Source organism: Janthinobacterium sp. HH104, assembly GCF_001758715.1.
In the GTDB taxonomy this organism is placed as follows: domain Bacteria; phylum Pseudomonadota; class Gammaproteobacteria; order Burkholderiales; family Burkholderiaceae_D; genus Janthinobacterium; species Janthinobacterium aestuarii.
This window is the reverse complement of the sequence record NZ_LRIB01000049.1, coordinates 65,351-82,077: the sequence shown is the minus strand read 5'-3', so window position 1 is coordinate 82,077 and position 16,727 is coordinate 65,351. Positions and strand designations below refer to the sequence as shown.

The following is a 16,727-nucleotide window of genomic DNA, read 5'->3' as shown; positions in this document are numbered from 1 at the left end:
CCTCCAATTGGTGTTCCGCCCCAGCTCCCGCCGGCGCCCGCCGTCCAGCCGCAGGCACGCCTGCAGGGAGACGTCCCATGAGCTTGCTGATGCAGGCGCTCAAGAAAGCCGAGCGCGCCAAGCAGAACAGCCTTTCCGACGAGGAACTGGAAAAGCCGTCCGAAGCCTACGACCAGGTGCTGGAACTGGCGCCGGCCGACGCCCCGCCGCCCCGTCCCGCGCCGGTTGCGCCACCGCCCGTGCAGCCGGCAAGCACCCTGCGCCTGGAACCGCTGCCGGACGCTCCGGCGCCGCAGCCCGAGTCGAGTAGCGCCCAGCCCGGTCCGCAAGCCGGCCCGCCCCCCGAGCCACCACGCGCCCGTCCGGAACCGCCGCCCGCCAAGCCACGCGCCAGCCGCAGCAATCCGCCGCCGAAAGGTCCCACCGGTCCCATCAGCGTCGACCCGGCCACCGTGCGCCTGGCCGTGCTGCTGGCGATCCTGCTGCTGGTGGCCGGCTCCATGGCGTACTGGTACTGGCGCGCCAGCAGCAGCCCCGGCGCGGGCGCCAACCTGCCCGGCGTACCCATGCCGCTGACGGACGCCCCGGGCACGTCCGGCGTTGCCGGGCCCATCGTGGTGCTGCCCGGGGCCGGCGGCGCCCTGCCGGATGCCACGGCGCCCGCACCGCTGCCGCAGGACATGCCGCGCGAACAGCGCCAGCCGGCCGGCGCAGCGGAACAGCAGGCGATGATACAAGCCGCCGCGCAAGCGGCCGTGGCCGCCCAGCTGGCGCAACTGCAGCCGCCTGCTCCGCCCAGCCTGCCACCGGTGGCCGCGCCCGACAACAGCCAGATACAGGTAGTACGCAACGATACGGCGCCGCAGATCAACCCCGGCGTGCAGCAAGCCTACCAGGCTTTCAACGGAGGCCAGCTGGGCGCGGCGCGCCAGCAATATGAAAGCGTGCTGCAGCAGGACGCCAACAACCGCGATGCGCTGCTGGGCCTGGCAGCCGTGGCCCAGCGCGAGAACCAGGGCGCGCAGGCGGCGTCGCTGTACGTACGTTTGCTGGAAATCAATCCCGATGATGGCGTAGCGCTGGCCGGCCTGATCGGCCTGCGCCAGGGCGACGTCGTGCAGAGCGAGGCAAAACTGAAAGCCATCCTGGCGCGTACCCCCGACAGCGGCCCCGTGCTGTTTGCACTGGGCAATGTGTACGCCAAGCAGCGCCGCTGGAACGAAGCGCAGCAGCAATTCTTCCGCGCCTACAGCGCCGCGCCCGGCAATCCCGACTATGCCTTCAACCTGGCCGTGGGCCTGGACCGGCTGAACCAGCCGAAACTAGCCGCCACCTATTACCAGCGCGCCTTGACCCTGGCGCAAACCACGCCGGCCGCGTTCGACCAGGCCGTCGTGCAAACGCGCTTGCGCGAACTGGCCGAGCCGGCCACCATCACACCCCGTCAGGAATAAGCACTACATGGCAGAACAGGCAAAACTTCCGCTGGGCAAATTGCTGATCCAGAAAGGCGTGATCAGCGAAGACCAGCTGCGCATCGCCCTGATCGAGCAGCGGCGCAGCAGCGAACCGCTGGGCAAGCTGCTGATCACGCTCGGTTTCGTTACGGAAGCCACCGTGCGAGAAGCGCTCAGCGAAAACCTGAAACAGGTCAGCGCGGACCTGTCGAGCCTGGTGGTCGACGCCATCGCCCTGAAACTGATCCCGAAGGACGTGGCCAAGCGCTACCGCGTCTTCCCCATCGTGTATGAGCGGCAGGCGGACAATCTGATCCTGGCCATGGCCGACACGAGCAACATCGTCGCGCTCGACCAGATCAGCGCCATGCTGGTCAAGGGCATCACGATTTCCACCGTGCTCGTCAACGAGTCGGACATTTCGCGCGCCATCGACCAGTACTATGGCTTTGAATTGTCGATCGACGGCATCCTGCACGAAATCGAAACGGGCGAAGTCAGCTATCAAAGCATGGCCTCGCCGTCGGACGAGTACAGCCAGCCCATGGTGCGCCTGATCGATGCGCTGCTGGCCGATGCCGTGCAGAACGGCGCCTCGGACATCCATTTCGAGCCGGAGCAGTCGTTCCTGCGCATCCGCTACCGCATCGACGGCATCCTGCGGCAAATCCGCAGCCTGCACAAATCGTACTGGCCGGCCATGGCCGTGCGCCTGAAGGTGATGTCGAACATGAATATCGCCGAGGCGCGCGCGCCGCAGGATGGGCGCATCAGCATCAAGTTTTCCGGGCGGCAAATCGACTTCCGGGCGTCGGCGCAGCCCACCACGCATGGCGAAAACTTCGTGCTGCGCGTGCTGGACCGCCAGAAAGGCATCGTGCCACTCGATGCCCTGGGCCTGGCCGAGGCGGAACTGAACTTGCTGAAACTCATGATCGCGCGTCCCGACGGCGTGATCCTCGTGACGGGCCCGACGGGCAGCGGCAAGACCACGACCCTGTATTCGATCATCAATCACATCAATACGGAAAGCGTCAACATCATGACCTTGGAGGATCCGGTCGAGTATCCGATGAACATGATACGCCAGACCTCCGTCAACGAATCCGTCAAGCTGGGCTTTGCCGACGGCATCCGCTCGATGATGCGGCAAGACCCGGACATCATCCTGGTTGGCGAGATCCGCGACCGCGAAACGGCGGAAATGGCCTTTGCCGCCGCCATGACGGGGCACCAGGTGTATTCCACCTTACACACGAACTCGTCCATCGGCTCCATCTCGCGCCTGCTCGATATCGGCATCCTGCCCGATATCATGGCCGGCAACATCATCGGCATCGTGGCGCAGCGCCTCGTGCGTCGATTGTGTCCGCACTGCAAGGAAACCGTGATCGCCGACGACGTCGAGCGCCGCCTGCTGGGCCTGGCGGCAACCGATGCGCCCGTGTCCATCTGCCGCGCCGTCGGTTGCGAGCGCTGCGCGCACCAGGGCTACAAGGGCCGCCTGGCCATCATGGAAATCCTCAAGATGACGGCCGAACTCGATGAATTGACGGCGCGCCGCGCCAGTTCGCGCGAATTGAAGAACGCGGCGCGCGCGGGCGGCTTCAAGGGCCTCGTCGACGACGGCATGCGCCGCGTGATGGAAGGCGTCACCACGCTGGAAGAAGTGGGCCGCGTGGTCGACCTGACGGAAAGGCTGGCCTGATGGCGCAATATGTCTACCGCGCCATGGATGCCGCCGGCACATTGATTCCCGGCAGCATGGAGGCGGCCAACGTGCCGGACCTGGAAGCGCGCCTGCACCGCATGCAGCTCGACTTGATCGACTGCAAGATCACGGGCCAGTATCTGGTGCTGCTGGGCAAGCGGGTCATCCACCGCCGCGACCTGATCAATTTCTGCTTCCACATGGAGCAATTGACGGGCGCGGGCGTGCCCATCCTGGATGGCTTGAACGACTTGCGCGAAAGCACGGACCACCCGCGCCTGCGCGAAGTCGTCACGGATCTGATCGAAAGCATCGAAGGCGGCCTGCCCCTGTCGGGCGCGCTGGCCCAGCATGGCGACATCTTCGACGCCACGTTCACCAGCCTGATACTGGCGGGCGAACAGAGCGGCAAGATCGCCGAAGTCTTCAAGAACCTGTCGGAAAGTCTGAAATGGCAGGACGAGCTGGCCTCGCAGACGCGCAAGATCATCATGTACCCGGTCATCGTGGCCATCGTCGTGGCGGCCGTGACGTTTTTCCTGATGATTTATCTGGTCCCCCAACTGACGGCGTTCATTCGCAACATGGGCGGCGAGCTGCCGCTGCACACGCGCGTGCTGATTGCCGTGTCGAATGTCTTCATCAATTACTGGTATGTGCTGCTGGCCTTGCCCGTGCTGCTGTTCTTCGGGCTGCGCGCGCTCATCCGCCGCAGCGAGACGGCCCGCTATGCCTGGGATGGCTTGAAGCTGCGGCTGTGGCTGGTCGGACCCGTGCTGCACAAGATCATCCTGGCCCGCTTCGCCACGTTTTTCGCCCTGATGTATGCTTCCGGCATCACGATACTCGAATGCATCCGCCTGTCCGAAGGCATCGCCGGCAACCAGGTGGTGGCGGCGGGCCTGCGCCGCGCCGCCCAGCTGATCAGCGAGGGTTACGGCGTGACGGCCGCCTTCCAGCACACGGGCATCTTCCCGCCGCTCGTGATCCGCATGCTGAAGGTGGGCGAGGCCACGGGATCGCTGGACACGGCCTTGCGCAATGTCAGTTACTTTTACAACCGTGAAGTGAAGGAATTGATTGAAAAAGTGCAAGCCATGATCGAGCCGACCATGACGGTCATCCTGGGCCTGCTGCTGGGCTGGATCATGCTGTCGGTGCTGGGGCCGATCTACGACACCATCAGTACAATCAAGACCTGAGGCCGCCGTGTTCCGCAAACAATTACTCTACATCACCAGCGACGCCCTGTGCGCCTACGACTGGGACCACGGCGTGCTGGGCCAGGGCCAGGCCTTTCCCGCCAGCGCGGCAGGGCTGGACGGTTTCGCCGCGTGGCTGGAAGACCCGCAGGCGCACCGCCTCGACGTGCCCGCCTACCTGCTGACGGACTTGATCGAAGAGGATTTCCAGCGCCAGCTGCTGCCCCACGTGCGCGGCAAGGCGGGCCGAGCCTTGCTGGAGCGGCGCAAGCAGCAACTGCACCGCGATACGCCCTACCGGGGCAGCACCCTGCTGGGCCGTGAAAGCACGGGCCGCCACGACGACCAGGTGCTGTTCTTCGCCCTGACCAACCCATCCTTGCTGCAGCCGTGGACGGAGGCGCTCGAGCACCTGCGCGTGCCCGTGGCCGGCATCTATTCGACCAGCCTGCTCAGTATCGCGCTGGTCAAAAAGCTGTCGATCGCGCATGAACACTTGCTGCTCGTGACGCAGCAGTCGGGAGGCTTGCGGCAAAGCTACTATGAAAAGGGCCAGCTGCGCTTTTCGCGCCAGACGGCCACCATCGCACTCGACGGCGTGGCCGTGAATATTGCGCTGGAAACGGAAAAGACGCGGCAATTTCTGACCAGCACGCGCATGCTGGCGCGCGGCGACGTCCTGAATACCGTCATCCTGGCGCCAGCCGCGCAGATCGCCAAGCTCGAACTGCTGTGCGACAACGGCGTCGAAGTGGCTTACCACTTCATCGACCTGCAGCTGGCCGCCGAAAGAGTGGGCTTGCGCAAGACGCCGGCGCTGACCGATGAATTGCTGCTGACCTTGTTGGGCAAGCATCCGCCGTCCAGCCACTATCCGCCAGGAGCGCTGGCCCGCTACTACCACTTCCAGCGCGCGCGCAAGACGCTGTATGGCGCCAGCACGCTGATCGGCGCGTCGGCAGCCCTGTGGTGCGCGATTAACTTGCTCGGCGGCATAGCCGACGGGGCCGCCATCCAGCGTCTGGCGCAGGAAACGGCGTCCTACCAGGAGCGCTACCGCAGCGTCATGTCGACCCAGCCGCCGGCGCCGGCCAAGACGCAGAACATGAAAGTGGCCGTGACCCTGGGCCACATGATCGCCAGCCAGGCGCCGGAGCCGGGGCGGCTGCTGGGCATGCTGAGCGCCGCGCTGGACCAGGCGCCGCAGGTGGCGCTCGGCCAGCTGCACTGGCATGCGGGCCAGGCGCCCGCGCGCGTGGCCGGCAATCAGCCACCGCAACAGCAGCAGCAACAGCAACAAAGTACGGGCGGGACGACCGGCAGTGCCCTGGCCGGCATTCCCGTCGCGCCGCCGCAGGCGCTGCGCCTGGAAGCGGACGTGGCCATGCCGAACAACGATTACCGCGCGGCCCTGGCCGCCATCACGGCCTTCGCGCAAACCCTGGCGCGCCAGCCGGGCTTGCAGGTGACGATCGAGGAAACGCCGCTCGACCTGCGCCCCAGCGCGGCCCTGTCCGGCAAGAGCGCCGTGCCGGCGCCAGCCAGCCAGGCCCGCTTCACCCTCTTGCTCGCGTGGCAGCCATGAGCGGCCCCGTCAAGCAGCCGCCCCTGCCCGGCATGCAGCGGACCAGCACGCCCGCGCGCGCCCTGCCCGCCTGGCTGGGCGAACTGCACCTGATACGCCGCGCCCTGCTGTGCTTTACCCTGACCATGCTGGCCAGCCTGGTGCTGCTGAGCCTGAGCATCGCCTACCGCGAACGCGAGGCGCAGCAGCTGGACCTGGCCCAGCGCACGCGTTCGGCGGCCGCCATGTTGTTCAACCACGTGGAAGCGGAGAAGCAGGAAATCCGCGCCTACGAACCGCGATTCCTCGCCTTGCGCCAGCGCGGCCTGATCGGCGAGGAAAACCGCCTCGCCTGGATCGACGCCATCCGCCGCAGTCAGGAACAGCGCAAACTGCTGCCGATCAGCTATGACATCAGCCCGCAGCAAGGGCTGCAAGTGCCATTGCCCATGGTGATGGGGCAATATCATTTGCGTGGCAGCCGCATGCGCCTGCAGATGGATTTGCTGCACGAGATGGATTTGCTGAACCTGCTGGACGATTTGCGCCAGGCCGGCTATTTCGCCGTGCAGGATTGCACGCTCAAGCGCCATGCCACGGCCGGCGCCGGGCCAGGCAGCGGCGGTGCGAGCGGGGCGGCGCCTACCTTGGGCGCCGAATGCGAGCTGCTGTGGCTGACCCTGGGCAGCACGCCCGTGCCGGGGCGGCCATGAAGCGCACCCTCGTCCTGTGTGCGCTGCTGGCTGGCGCCGCGCTCACGGCCCAGGCGCAGCCACCGCAGCTGGGGCGCTTGTTCCTGTCGCCCGAGCAGCGCGCCCAGCTCGACGCGCAGCGCTACGGCCCGCCGGCGCCCGATCCGGCCCTGGCGGCACCGCCGTCCCCGCCGCCGCCACCGCCGCCCGCACCGCCCGTGGAATTGAATGGCGTGGTACAGCGCAGCAGCGGCCGCACCACCGTCTGGCTGAACCAGGAAGCGCAGAACGAGCCGCACAACCACCTCGCGCGCGACAAGTCGGGCACGCCCGGCACCCTGACCTTGCGCCTGTCGAACGGCCAGGTGCTGCTGCTCAAACCCGGCCAGCGCTACGATCCGGCCAGCGGCACGGTCACCGAGGCGCCGCCATGACGCCGCGCCAAGCGCATCGTCAACTTCGTCGCCAGCGCGGCGCCGCCCTGTTGCTGCTGGTGGCCGTGCTGGGCCTGGGCACGGCCAGCCTGCTGATCAGCGCATTCGGGCGCAACACGGGCGAAGCCGAACGCCAGCAGCGCACCCTGGCCGCCCTGGCGCAGGCGCGCGACGCCTTGCTGGGCTTTGCGGCGGCCAATGGCCGCCTGCCCCGTCCGGCCGCCTCCGCCCTCGACGGGCGCGAACGGGCCGCCGACTGCGCCAGCGATACCGAGTGCAGCGGCTTTTTGCCGTGGGTCGCGCTGGGCGTGGACGGCGTGGATGCCTGGGGCAAGCTGCTGCGCTACAGCGTCACGCCGGAAATGGCGCGCGCGCCCATCGTCTCGTTTTCCGCCGTCGCCAACAGAGTCGTGCTCACGCGCGACGGCCGCGGCACCTTCGCCTTCGTGGCGGGACAGGAGCAGTGCGACGTCAGCGCCCAATGCCTGCCCGTCGTGCTGTTCTCGCAAGGCAAGGATCACTATGGCACGGCCGCCAGCGGCGTGCCGCAGATCAATACGGCGCGCGGCAATATCGATGAAGCGGCCAACGACAGCGCCAGCCGCAGCTTCATCACCCGCCCCGCCACCGGACTTGCCGCGCTGCCCGGCGGCGCCTTTGACGACATGCTCACCTGGATTACCTTGCCTACCCTGTACCAACGCATGCGCGCCGCGCGCAACCTGCCATGAGCGCCCGCCATCCGCGCCGCCAGGGCGGCTTTTCCCTGATCGAGATCGCCATCGTGCTCGTCATCGTCGGCCTGATGATAGGCGGCCTGGTCACGCCGTTGACGGTGCAACTGGAACAGCGCAAGGTGGCCGAGACGCAGCAGGCGCTCAATGAAGCGAAGGAAGCGCTGACGGGCTACGCGCTGCGCTACGGCTATCTGCCGTGTCCCGCCATTTCCGCAATGAGCGGCCTGGAAGACCGGCGCGGCACGCGCTGCACGGGCGAAAAACGCGCGGGCTTCCTGCCCTGGGCCACCCTGGGGCTGCGCCAGGGCGACAGCTGGAACAATCTGTTCCGCTACAGCGTCACGCCGGCCTTCAGCGACAGCGAGCAGCAGTTCAACCTGGGCACGCCGCGCGACATCAGCATCGTCACGCGCAACGGCGGCGCGCTGCTGCAGGCGACGGCCTTGCGGGACATCCCCGCCATGATCATGTCGCATGGGAAAAACGGCTTTGGCGCCACGGGCGTGCAGGGCCAGCGCCAGGCTGTGCCTTTCAGTAACAATGTCGACGAGCGCAACAATGCATCGAACGCCACCACCTTCATCAGCCGCGCCGCCAGCGGCCCGCAGCAGCCGGGCGGCGAGTTCGACGATATCATCGTCTGGCTGTCGCCCAACATCCTGTTCAACCGCATGGTGGCGGCGCAAAGGCTGCCCCGCTGATGCGCATGCTCTTGCCCTCGTTCACCATCGCCCGCTATACGCTGCTCGAAGCGCTGCGCAGCCGCCTGCCGTGGCTGTTCGTGCTGGTGGCCTGCGCTTGCGCCGGCCTGGCCGGCTTCCTGCAGCAACTGGCGCTGACGGAAAGCGGCGCCGTGCAAACGTCCCTGCTCGCGGCCACCCTGCGCCTGGCCAGCGTCTTCCTGCTGGCCACGTTCATCATCACCAGCATGGCGCGCGAAGCGGCCGACCGGGGCCTGGAATTGCTGCTGGCGCTACCCATGCCGCGCGCGGCCTACCTGCTGGGCAAACTGCTGGGCTACGGGGCGCTGGCGGCCGTGCCCGCCGTGCTGTTCGGCCTGTTGATGGCGCTGTTCGCCGCGCCCGCGCAAAGCGCGCTGTGGGCGCTGTCCCTGCTGGGCGAACTGTGGATCGTCGCCGCCTTCAGCCTGCTGTGCGCGGCCAGCCTGCAGCAGGCCCTGCCGGCGCTGGCCGCCACGGGCGGCTTCTATGTGCTGGCGCGCATGCTGGGCAGCCTGCAACTGCTGGCGCACGGCCCGCAGGCGGGCGACTCCTGGCCGCAGCGGGCCACGGCCGGCGCCATCGACATGCTGGCCCTGCTGCTGCCCCGCCTCGACGCGTTTACGCGCACGGAGTGGCTGCTGTACGCCACCGGCGACTGGCAAGCCCTGGCCGGCGTGGCGGCGCAAACGGCCATCTATGTGGCCTTGCTGGCCAGCTGCGCGCTGTGCGATTTTTACCGCAGGAACATCTGATGGCCGCCGCCCAGCGTCCCTGGAGCAGCGTGCCGCGCCCCCTGTGCTGGCTGCTGGCGGCCTGCCTGCTGCTGCAGCTGGGCTGGCGCCTGGCGCAGCAGCACGCCCCCGCACAGGCGCGGCCCCTGCCCGCCGCGCCGCCACCTGGCGTGGCGCGCCTGGCCAGCCTGGGCGAACCGCTGGCCATGTCGAAGGCCATGCTGCTGTACCTGCAATCGTTCGAGGACCAGCCCGGCGTCAGCCTGCCGTGGCGCGCGCTCGACTATGACCGCCTGGCCAGCTGGCTGGAGACGGCGCAAACGCTCGACCCGCGCAGCCGCTACGCGCTGGTGGCCGCCAGCGAAGTGTATGCGGGCGTGGCCGATCCGCAGCGCGCGCGGCGCATGCTGGCCTTTGTCGCCGCCAGCTTCGCGGCCGACCCGCAGCAGCGCTGGCCCGCCATGGCGCAGGCGGTGCTGGTGGCGAAGCACCAGCTGCACGACCTGCCGCTGGCGCTCGGCTATGCGCGCGCACTGCGCCAGCTGGCGACGGGGCCGCACGTGCCGCCGTGGGTGCGCGAGATGGAAGCGTTCATCCTGGAAGACATGGACCAGCTCGATGGTGCCCGCCTGGTGATCGGCGGCCTGATCGCCAGCGGCCAGATCAGCGACCCGCACGAGCTCGCTTTCCTCGCGCGCAAGCTCGACGAACTGGCCAAAAAGAAACAGGCGGCGCCATGAGCCGCCGTCCGAAATGCCATGCGCGCGCGGCGCCATTGCAGTAAACTGCGATCCTGAAGCTGCCATACCCAGCACCAGCACTTTTTTCCAAGGAAATCCCATGCTCCCACGCCGCCAGCACGGCTTTACGCTCGTAGAAATCGCCATCGTCCTGGTCATCATCGGCTTGCTGCTCGGTGGCGTGCTCAAGGGACAAGGCTTGATCGACAGCGCCAAGGTGAAAAACATCATCCAGCAGTCGAATGCGCTGACGGCCGCCGTCAACGCCTATCAGGACAAGTTCCGCGCCCTGCCCGGCGACGATATCCAGGGCACCGTGCATGTGCCCAATTCGGCCGGCAACGGCAATGGCGATGGCCAGATCGGCGACGGCCAGCCGCGCGAATTCACCCTGGCGCCGCAGCACCTGGCGCTGGGCGGCTTCATCACAGGCTCGTTCAACGGCACCTCACAATTCATGACCAGCGCCCAGGGCGGCGCCGTCTACCTGTACAACGACGAAGTGGGCGGCCGGGCCGGCAACGGCATCCGTTTTGACAACCTGCCCGAAAGCTACGCCGAGCAGATCGACAGCAAACTCGACGATGGCGTGGCCAGCACGGGCAGCGTCCGGGCGAACATGCCCTATGGCAATGCCGGTGCTATCATTCCCCGCACCGCCGTATTTTTCTGAGCCACCAGTCACTATCAAAGGAATACCATGCCAATGCACCGCACACTCATCGTCTCCCTGGCCGCCTGCGCCGCGCTGGCCGGCAGCGCGCAAGCCCAATACGTGGGACCGACGGCCGGCCCGGCCGCGCCCGCCAGTGTGGCCGCCATCCTGAAAAATCCCGTCGACGACCAGGCCGTCGTACTGCGCGGCAATCTGCTGCGCAAAGTGGGCAACGAGAAATATACCTTCTCCGACGGCACGGCGGAGATCCGCGTGGACATCGACGACAAGGTCTTCATGAACCGCAAGATCGACGCCAGGACCCGCGTGGAAATCCGTGGCGAAGTGGAAAAAGATTTCATGGAAAGCCCGGAAATCGACGTCGACGTGCTGACCGTCGTCCCGTAAGTTTCCTTGCCATCCCGCCGCCACGGCGGGATGGGCGTCACCCTCCTCTGTATGCCTTGCGCAACCTTTTTTCCATTCCAGAAACTAGGCTTGTCAGAACAATCAATTTCGTCTAGCATCTTTTCATTCAAGGTCAGCCAGCGCCAGCGTGAGCCTGCCTGTCGACTCATCCATTCTGGGAGCTTTCCGGGTGCAAGATTTGCCTTCGATACGCTCAAGAATTTCATGGCTGGTGCTTGCCTGGGTCATTCCGACGGCCCTCGTGTTTCTCCTGCTCGTGGCGCAAAGCTACACGCGCGAACGCGACCATGTCGTCAGCGAAACGGCGCAGGCGGCGCGCGCCGTCACGGCCGCCGTCGAACGTGACTTGAGCGGCGCGCAGATGGCCGCGCGCATCCTGGCCGCCTCGCCCGCCCTGCAAGCCGACGACATCGGCGCCCTGCGCGCCCTGGCCGGCAGCCTGCTGCAGCCGGGCCTGGCCGTCAGCGCCTTCATCGTCTCCGATACCAAGGGGCGCCAGCTGGTCAATACAGCCCTGCCCGCCAGCCAGGTGCCGCCCCCCTTGCCGCAGAAATGGGCCGCCAGCATGGAGCGCACGCGCGACTCCGGCAAGCCCCGGCTGACCAGTTTGCTGATGGCGCCGGACGAGGTGCCGCGTCTGGCCCTGAACCTGCCCTTGCCGCGTGACAAGGGGCCCGCCTATGTGCTGACGGCCCTATACCCGCCCGACTACCTGCCCTTGCTGCTGCGCGAGCTGCACCTGCCCGCCTACTTGGGCGCGGCGATCGTCAATGCCGACGGCATCAACGTGGCGCGCACCCTGGCGCCGCAGCGCTATGTGGGCCAGCGCAGCTCGGCGTCCCTGCTCGAGCAGATACGCCAGGCGCGCGAAGGCGTGCTGCGCCATACCACCCTGGAAGGCCTCGACGTGTATACGGGCTTTCGCCGCGCGCCCGACGACGCCTGGACGGTGGCCGTTACCATGCGCACGAGCACGGTGGCCGAAGCCCTGCTGGGTTCCGTGGTCACTGGTTCCCTCATCCTGGCCCTGCTGCTCGGTGCCGGCTTTGCCCTGGCCTGGCGCGTGGGCGGCCGCCTGGCCCGCACCCTGCAGGAACTGACACAGCAGATCCACGCGCTGGCGCAGGGCAAGCCCCTGCTCTCGAACCGCCATGCGGACCGCGAATCGGCCGACATGGCAGGCGCCCTGGGCGCGCTGGAACGCGACTTGCGGCGCCACCGCACGCAGCTCGAAAGCCTGGTGGCCGAACGCACGCTGGCCCTGGAAAAATCCACGCGCCTGCTGGAAACCGTGTACGCGACGGCGCCCATCGGCATGCTGTTCGTGGGCCTGGACTTGCGCATCGTCATGATCAACCACTATCTGGCCGCCATCAGCGGAGCCAGCGTGGCGCAGCATCTGGGCCAGCCCGTGGGCGCCATGCAGTTCGACGACGCCGTGCGCATGGAGGTGGAGCGCTGCGTGCGCCAGGTGATTGAAACAGGAACGCCCATCGTCGACCTCGAATTGCAAGGCCATGGCGGGCGGCAGCGCGAACAGCTCAGTCACTGGATCGTCTCGTATCACCCGATCTTCGGCCCAGAGCAGCAATTGCTGGGCGTATCGGGCCTGTGGCTGGACATTAGCGAGCGCAAGCGCAGCGAAGCGGAGTTTCGCCGTTCGAAACACCTGTTCGGCACCATCATCGAAAACATCCCGGCCATGGTCTTCGTCAAGCGCGCCGACAAGCTGAGCTTTGAAATGATCAACCGCCACGCGGAACTGACCCTGGGACGCTCGCGCGAGCAATTGCTGGGCAAGACCGACCACGATTTCTTCCCGCCGCAGCAGGCGTCCGCCTTCGTCAGCGCCGACCGCAAGCTGCTGGCCACGGGGCAGATGGTGGAAATCGAACAGGAAGCGATCAACACGGCCGACGGCACGACGCGCCACTTCACCACGCGCAAGGTGGTGTTGCGCGACGATGCGGGGCGCGCCAGCCATGTGCTGGGGGTGTCGATCGATATCACTGAACGCAAGCGCGCCACCGAGGTGCTGCACGCCACCACCTTGCGCCTGGAACAGAGCGAGCGCTTCATCCGCACCGTCACGGACAACCTGCCCGGCATGGTGTCGTACTGGGGCGCCGATCTGCGCTGCCGCTTCGCCAATAATTTCTATAATGAATGGTTTGGCCGCAGCAGCGCCGAGATGGCCGGCATCCACATGAGCGAACTGCTGGGGCAGGAACTGTTCGACGTGTACGCGCCCCACGTCGAGGGCGTGCTGGCGGGCCGGCCGCAAAGCTTCGAGCGCGACCTGCTCGACCCCACGGGCCAGGTGTGCCATACGTGGACCAATTACATTCCCGACCTCGACGACGGCGGCGGCGTGCGCGGCTTCTTCGTGCTGGCCTCGGACGTATCCGAACTCAAGCGCACGGAATTGCGCCTGCACGAACTCAACGAGCAAATGGTACGCGCGCGCGACAAGGCCGAGGCGGCCAGCACGGCGAAGAGCGAATTCGTCGCCAACATGAGCCATGAAATCCGCACGCCGATGAACGCCATCATCGGCCTGGCGCGCCTGCTGGAAGAGTCGCCGCTGGAGCGGCGCGAGCGCAGCTATGTCGGCAAGATCCAGATGGCCACGCAGTCGCTGCTCCATATCGTCAACGACGTGCTCGATTTTTCCAAGATCGAGGCGGGACAAATGGTGCTGGAACAGCGCCGCTTCCAGCTCGAACGCATGCTGGGCAGCGTTGGCGTGCTGCTGGCCAGCAGCGCCTGGGCGCGCGGCGTGGAGCCCGTGTTCGTGCTCGATCCGGGCGTGCCCGACGAACTGATCGGCGATGCCCTGCGCGTGGAACAGATCCTGATCAACCTGATGGGCAACGCCGTCAAGTTCACCTCGCATGGCGAAGTGGTGCTGGCCATCGCCATGGTGGCCGAGGATGCGGCCAGCGCCACCCTCGAGTTTTCCGTGCGCGACACGGGCATCGGCATCGGCGCGGCCGAGCAGGAACACATCTTCGACGCGTTTTCCCAGGGCGACAGCGGCACCAGCCGCAAATACGGCGGCACGGGGCTGGGGCTGGCCATCTGCCGGCGCATGGTGGAATTGATGGGCGGCCAGCTCAGCGTGAAAAGCACGCTGGGCCAGGGTTCCGACTTCCGCTTCCGCTGCCGCTTCGACAAGGTGGCGCCGCCGCCCGAGCCGCACGGCAAGGGCGCGTCCAGGGCGCTGTCGCTGCTGATCATCGACGACAACGCCAGCGTGCGCGCCATGCTGGAAGACTGGTGCGCGGCGCAGGGCTGGCGCAGCCGCAGCGCCGACAGCGGCGCGGCCGGCCTGGCCCTGCTGCGCGCCCAGGCCAGCGGCGAAGCGGCGGCCGATCTTGTGTTGCTCGACGCGGCCATGCCGGGCATGGATGGCATTTCCATGCTCACCGAGGCGCGCACCGACGAACACCTGGCGCTGCCGCCCGTGATCATGCTGGTGGCCGACCAGGACAGCGAAAACCTCGAACGGCTGGCCGACAGCCTGATGCTGGCCGGCATCGTCTCGAAACCGGCGACGCCAGCGCGCCTGCTGGCGGCCGTCACCGCCGTGCGGGATGGACGCAATGCCCGCAGCACGCCATCCATGCTGCCCGTGTCCACGCCCCTGTCGGGCTTGCTGGAAGGCATGCGCGTGCTGCTGGTGGAAGACAATGAAATCAACCAGGAAGTGGCGCAGTACATCCTGCTGCACTCGGGCGCGCGCGTGGCCGTGGCCACCAACGGCAGGCTGGCCGTCGACATGCTGGCGCACAGCCCGCAAGCGTGGGACGTGGTGCTGATGGATTTGCAGATGCCCGTCATGAACGGCTACGACGCCACACTGGCCATCCGCGCGCTGGGCTTGCCGGACTTGCCCATCGTCGCCATGACGGCCAATGCCATGGACGAAGACCGCCTGCGCGCCATTGCCAGCGGCATGAATGCGCACGTGGCCAAGCCCATCGATGTCGACGACATGATCGAGACCCTGACGCGGCTGGTGCCGGCGCACCAGGCTGGCGGCAGCAGCGCCGCGCAGCCAGGCGGCGGCGCCACGGAGGTGCTGGAAATGCCGGCCTCGATACCCGGCATCGACCTGGCGGCGGCCCTGCACCGCTTCGGCGGCGACTATGGCGCTTTCCTGGCGCTGCTCAAGCGCTTTGAAAATTCGCAAGGCGACGCCGTCGAGGAAGCACGGCGCCTGCTGGCCGCCGGACAGACGCCGCAGGCGGCGCAGCTGCTGCACCGCGTGTGCGGCGTAGCGGCCAACCTGGGCGCGGCCCATGTCGCCAGCCTGGCCGCCGAGACGGAAAAAATGCTGAAGACAGGGCAATCGCACACCACGGCCGCCTTGCTGGAACAGCTGGAACGGGCGATGGCCGAAGTCATCGATGCGGCGCGCACCCTGCCCTCGCCCCTGCGGCGCGGGCAGCCGGCACAGGCCGCGTCCGGCAGCGCAGCGGTCGACCTGCACGCCGGCCTGGCCGAGCTGCTGGTCCTGATCCGCAACAATAACCTGAAGGCGCTGGCCCAGTTCCACGTCCTGCACCCCGCCCTACAACAATCAGACCGGGAAGCGGCCCTGGCGCTGGCCAACGCGATCGAGACCCTGAATTTTTCCGCTGCGGAAAAACTCGTGCTCGATCAGCTGAAACGAGAGGAAAACAAGTGAGCTGGACCAACCTTGCCATGAACGGGCGCATCCTCATCGTCGATGACGCCATGGAAAACATCCAGATCCTGCACCAGCTGTTGCGCGAGGAACACGACGTGCTGTTCGCCCTGAGCGGCGAGAAGGCGCTGGAAATCGCGCACAATCAACTACCTGACCTGATCCTGCTCGACGCCGTCATGCCCGGCATGGATGGCTATGCCGTCTGCAATGCGTTGCGCGAGTCGGCCATCCTCAGCGCCATTCCCGTCATCTTCGTCACGGCCCTGAACCAGCCCGAAGACGAGACGCGGGCGCTGGAAGCGGGCGCCGTCGATTTCATCACGAAGCCGTTCAACGCGGCCGTCGTGCGGGCCCGCGTGCGCAGCCAGCTGACCATCAAGCGGCAAGCCGACGCCATGCGCGAACTGTCGCTGACGGATTCGCTGACGGGCGTGGCCAACCGGCGCAGCTTCAACGACACGATGGACAGCGAGTGGCGGCGCTGCGCGCGTGACGGCGTGCCGATGGCCCTCATCATGGCCGATATCGACCACTTCAAGGATTACAACGACACGTATGGCCACCAGGCGGGCGACCTGTGCCTGCAACAGGTGAGCGCCGCCCTGCGCCGCTGCGCCGTGCGCCCGCCCGACCTGCTGGCGCGCTACGGCGGCGAGGAATTCATCATCCTGCTGCCGCAGGAAACGCGCGACGGCGCAGAGGTGGTGGCCCAGCGCATCCTCGACGAAGTGCGCGCGCTGCACATTGCCCACGCCAGGTCGAGCGTCGGCCCGCACGTCACCGTCAGTCTGGGCATGGCCAGCGTCATGCCCACGGAAGGCATGGACCCGAGCGCCCTGATTCGCGCCGCCGACGCCCTGCTGTACCGCGCCAAGCATACGGGGCGGGACAGGTATTGCGCGTCGGAGGGGGAGTGAGCGGGCGGGCTATCGGCTCTTTGCGTCGGCTTACGCCCTG

The 16,727-nt window shown here is 67.1% G+C and carries 14 protein-coding genes; all 14 read left to right on the top strand.

What is annotated here, in order from left to right:
• Window positions 1-77: 77 nt before the first annotated feature.
• The 14 genes from JAB6_RS23405 (at window position 78) to JAB6_RS23340 (ending at window position 16,687) form a co-directional block, all read left to right on the top strand.
• A complete protein-coding gene (locus JAB6_RS23405) occupies window positions 78-1,454 on the top strand; it encodes a lipopolysaccharide assembly protein LapB (protein ID WP_070304940.1) in 1,377 nt (458 codons plus the stop codon).
• Between the two features lie 7 nt (window positions 1,455-1,461).
• Window positions 1,462-3,165 (top strand): GspE/PulE family protein, encoded by a 1,704-nt coding sequence (locus tag JAB6_RS23400; protein ID WP_034755312.1) that lies wholly within the window; start codon window positions 1,462-1,464, stop codon window positions 3,163-3,165.
• On the top strand, window positions 3,165-4,370 hold the full coding sequence (locus JAB6_RS23395) for a type II secretion system F family protein (RefSeq protein ID WP_070304939.1): 1,206 nt from the start codon (window positions 3,165-3,167) through the stop codon (window positions 4,368-4,370). Before JAB6_RS23400 ends, JAB6_RS23395 begins: the two co-directional genes overlap by 1 nt.
• A 7-nt stretch (window positions 4,371-4,377) precedes the next feature.
• Window positions 4,378-5,955, top strand: coding sequence for a hypothetical protein (locus JAB6_RS23390; RefSeq protein WP_070304937.1), 1,578 nt, complete (start codon window positions 4,378-4,380; stop codon window positions 5,953-5,955).
• Window positions 5,952-6,647, top strand: a complete 696-nt coding sequence (locus JAB6_RS23385) for a hypothetical protein (RefSeq protein WP_254671763.1) — start codon at window positions 5,952-5,954, stop codon at window positions 6,645-6,647. The genes JAB6_RS23390 and JAB6_RS23385 overlap by 4 nt, the downstream gene beginning before the upstream one ends.
• Complete coding sequence (locus tag JAB6_RS23380; RefSeq protein WP_070304935.1) at window positions 6,644-7,060, top strand: hypothetical protein; 417 nt, start codon at window positions 6,644-6,646, stop codon at window positions 7,058-7,060. Before JAB6_RS23385 ends, JAB6_RS23380 begins: the two co-directional genes overlap by 4 nt.
• On the top strand, window positions 7,057-7,791 hold the full coding sequence (locus tag JAB6_RS23375) for a hypothetical protein (RefSeq protein ID WP_070304934.1): 735 nt from the start codon (window positions 7,057-7,059) through the stop codon (window positions 7,789-7,791). The genes JAB6_RS23380 and JAB6_RS23375 overlap by 4 nt, the downstream gene beginning before the upstream one ends.
• On the top strand, window positions 7,788-8,498 hold the full coding sequence (locus JAB6_RS23370) for a type II secretion system protein (RefSeq protein WP_070304932.1): 711 nt from the start codon (window positions 7,788-7,790) through the stop codon (window positions 8,496-8,498). The genes JAB6_RS23375 and JAB6_RS23370 overlap by 4 nt, the downstream gene beginning before the upstream one ends.
• Window positions 8,498-9,271, top strand: coding sequence for an ABC transporter permease (locus JAB6_RS23365; protein ID WP_070304931.1), 774 nt, complete (start codon window positions 8,498-8,500; stop codon window positions 9,269-9,271). Before JAB6_RS23370 ends, JAB6_RS23365 begins: the two co-directional genes overlap by 1 nt.
• Window positions 9,271-9,990: a hypothetical protein gene (locus JAB6_RS23360; protein WP_070304929.1), complete on the top strand. Its 720-nt coding sequence runs from the start codon at window positions 9,271-9,273 to the stop codon at window positions 9,988-9,990. Before JAB6_RS23365 ends, JAB6_RS23360 begins: the two co-directional genes overlap by 1 nt.
• 100 nt (window positions 9,991-10,090) lie before the next feature.
• A complete protein-coding gene (locus tag JAB6_RS23355) occupies window positions 10,091-10,663 on the top strand; it encodes a prepilin-type N-terminal cleavage/methylation domain-containing protein (RefSeq protein ID WP_034755294.1) in 573 nt (190 codons plus the stop codon).
• 33 nt (window positions 10,664-10,696) lie between these two features.
• Entirely contained in the window at window positions 10,697-11,053 is a 357-nt protein-coding gene (locus JAB6_RS23350) for a YgiW/YdeI family stress tolerance OB fold protein (protein ID WP_070304927.1), read from the top strand.
• Window positions 11,054-11,285: 232 nt separating this feature from the next.
• The gene (locus JAB6_RS23345; protein WP_254671761.1) at window positions 11,286-15,767 is read left to right on the top strand and encodes a PAS domain-containing protein; all 4,482 of its coding nucleotides are present in this window, start codon (window positions 11,286-11,288) and stop codon (window positions 15,765-15,767) included.
• The gene (locus JAB6_RS23340; protein WP_083292928.1) at window positions 15,764-16,687 is read left to right on the top strand and encodes a diguanylate cyclase; all 924 of its coding nucleotides are present in this window, start codon (window positions 15,764-15,766) and stop codon (window positions 16,685-16,687) included. The genes JAB6_RS23345 and JAB6_RS23340 overlap by 4 nt, the downstream gene beginning before the upstream one ends.
• The last annotated feature ends 40 nt before the right edge of the window (window positions 16,688-16,727 follow it).

Excerpts from the sequence above, each read along its gene's own strand:
- JAB6_RS23405 (WP_070304940.1), top strand. The coding sequence starts at position 78 with ATGAGCTTGCTGATGCAGGCGCTCAAGAAAGCCGAGCGCGCCAAGCAG.
- JAB6_RS23400 (WP_034755312.1), top strand. The coding sequence starts at position 1,462 with ATGGCAGAACAGGCAAAACTTCCGCTGGGCAAATTGCTGATCCAGAAA.
- JAB6_RS23395 (WP_070304939.1), top strand. The coding sequence starts at position 3,165 with ATGGCGCAATATGTCTACCGCGCCATGGATGCCGCCGGCACATTGATT.
- JAB6_RS23385 (WP_254671763.1), top strand. The coding sequence starts at position 5,952 with ATGAGCGGCCCCGTCAAGCAGCCGCCCCTGCCCGGCATGCAGCGGACC.
- JAB6_RS23380 (WP_070304935.1), top strand. The coding sequence starts at position 6,644 with ATGAAGCGCACCCTCGTCCTGTGTGCGCTGCTGGCTGGCGCCGCGCTC.
- JAB6_RS23375 (WP_070304934.1), top strand. The coding sequence starts at position 7,057 with ATGACGCCGCGCCAAGCGCATCGTCAACTTCGTCGCCAGCGCGGCGCC.
- JAB6_RS23370 (WP_070304932.1), top strand. The coding sequence starts at position 7,788 with ATGAGCGCCCGCCATCCGCGCCGCCAGGGCGGCTTTTCCCTGATCGAG.
- JAB6_RS23365 (WP_070304931.1), top strand. The coding sequence starts at position 8,498 with ATGCGCATGCTCTTGCCCTCGTTCACCATCGCCCGCTATACGCTGCTC.
- JAB6_RS23360 (WP_070304929.1), top strand. The coding sequence starts at position 9,271 with ATGGCCGCCGCCCAGCGTCCCTGGAGCAGCGTGCCGCGCCCCCTGTGC.
- JAB6_RS23355 (WP_034755294.1), top strand. The coding sequence starts at position 10,091 with ATGCTCCCACGCCGCCAGCACGGCTTTACGCTCGTAGAAATCGCCATC.
- JAB6_RS23350 (WP_070304927.1), top strand. The coding sequence starts at position 10,697 with ATGCACCGCACACTCATCGTCTCCCTGGCCGCCTGCGCCGCGCTGGCC.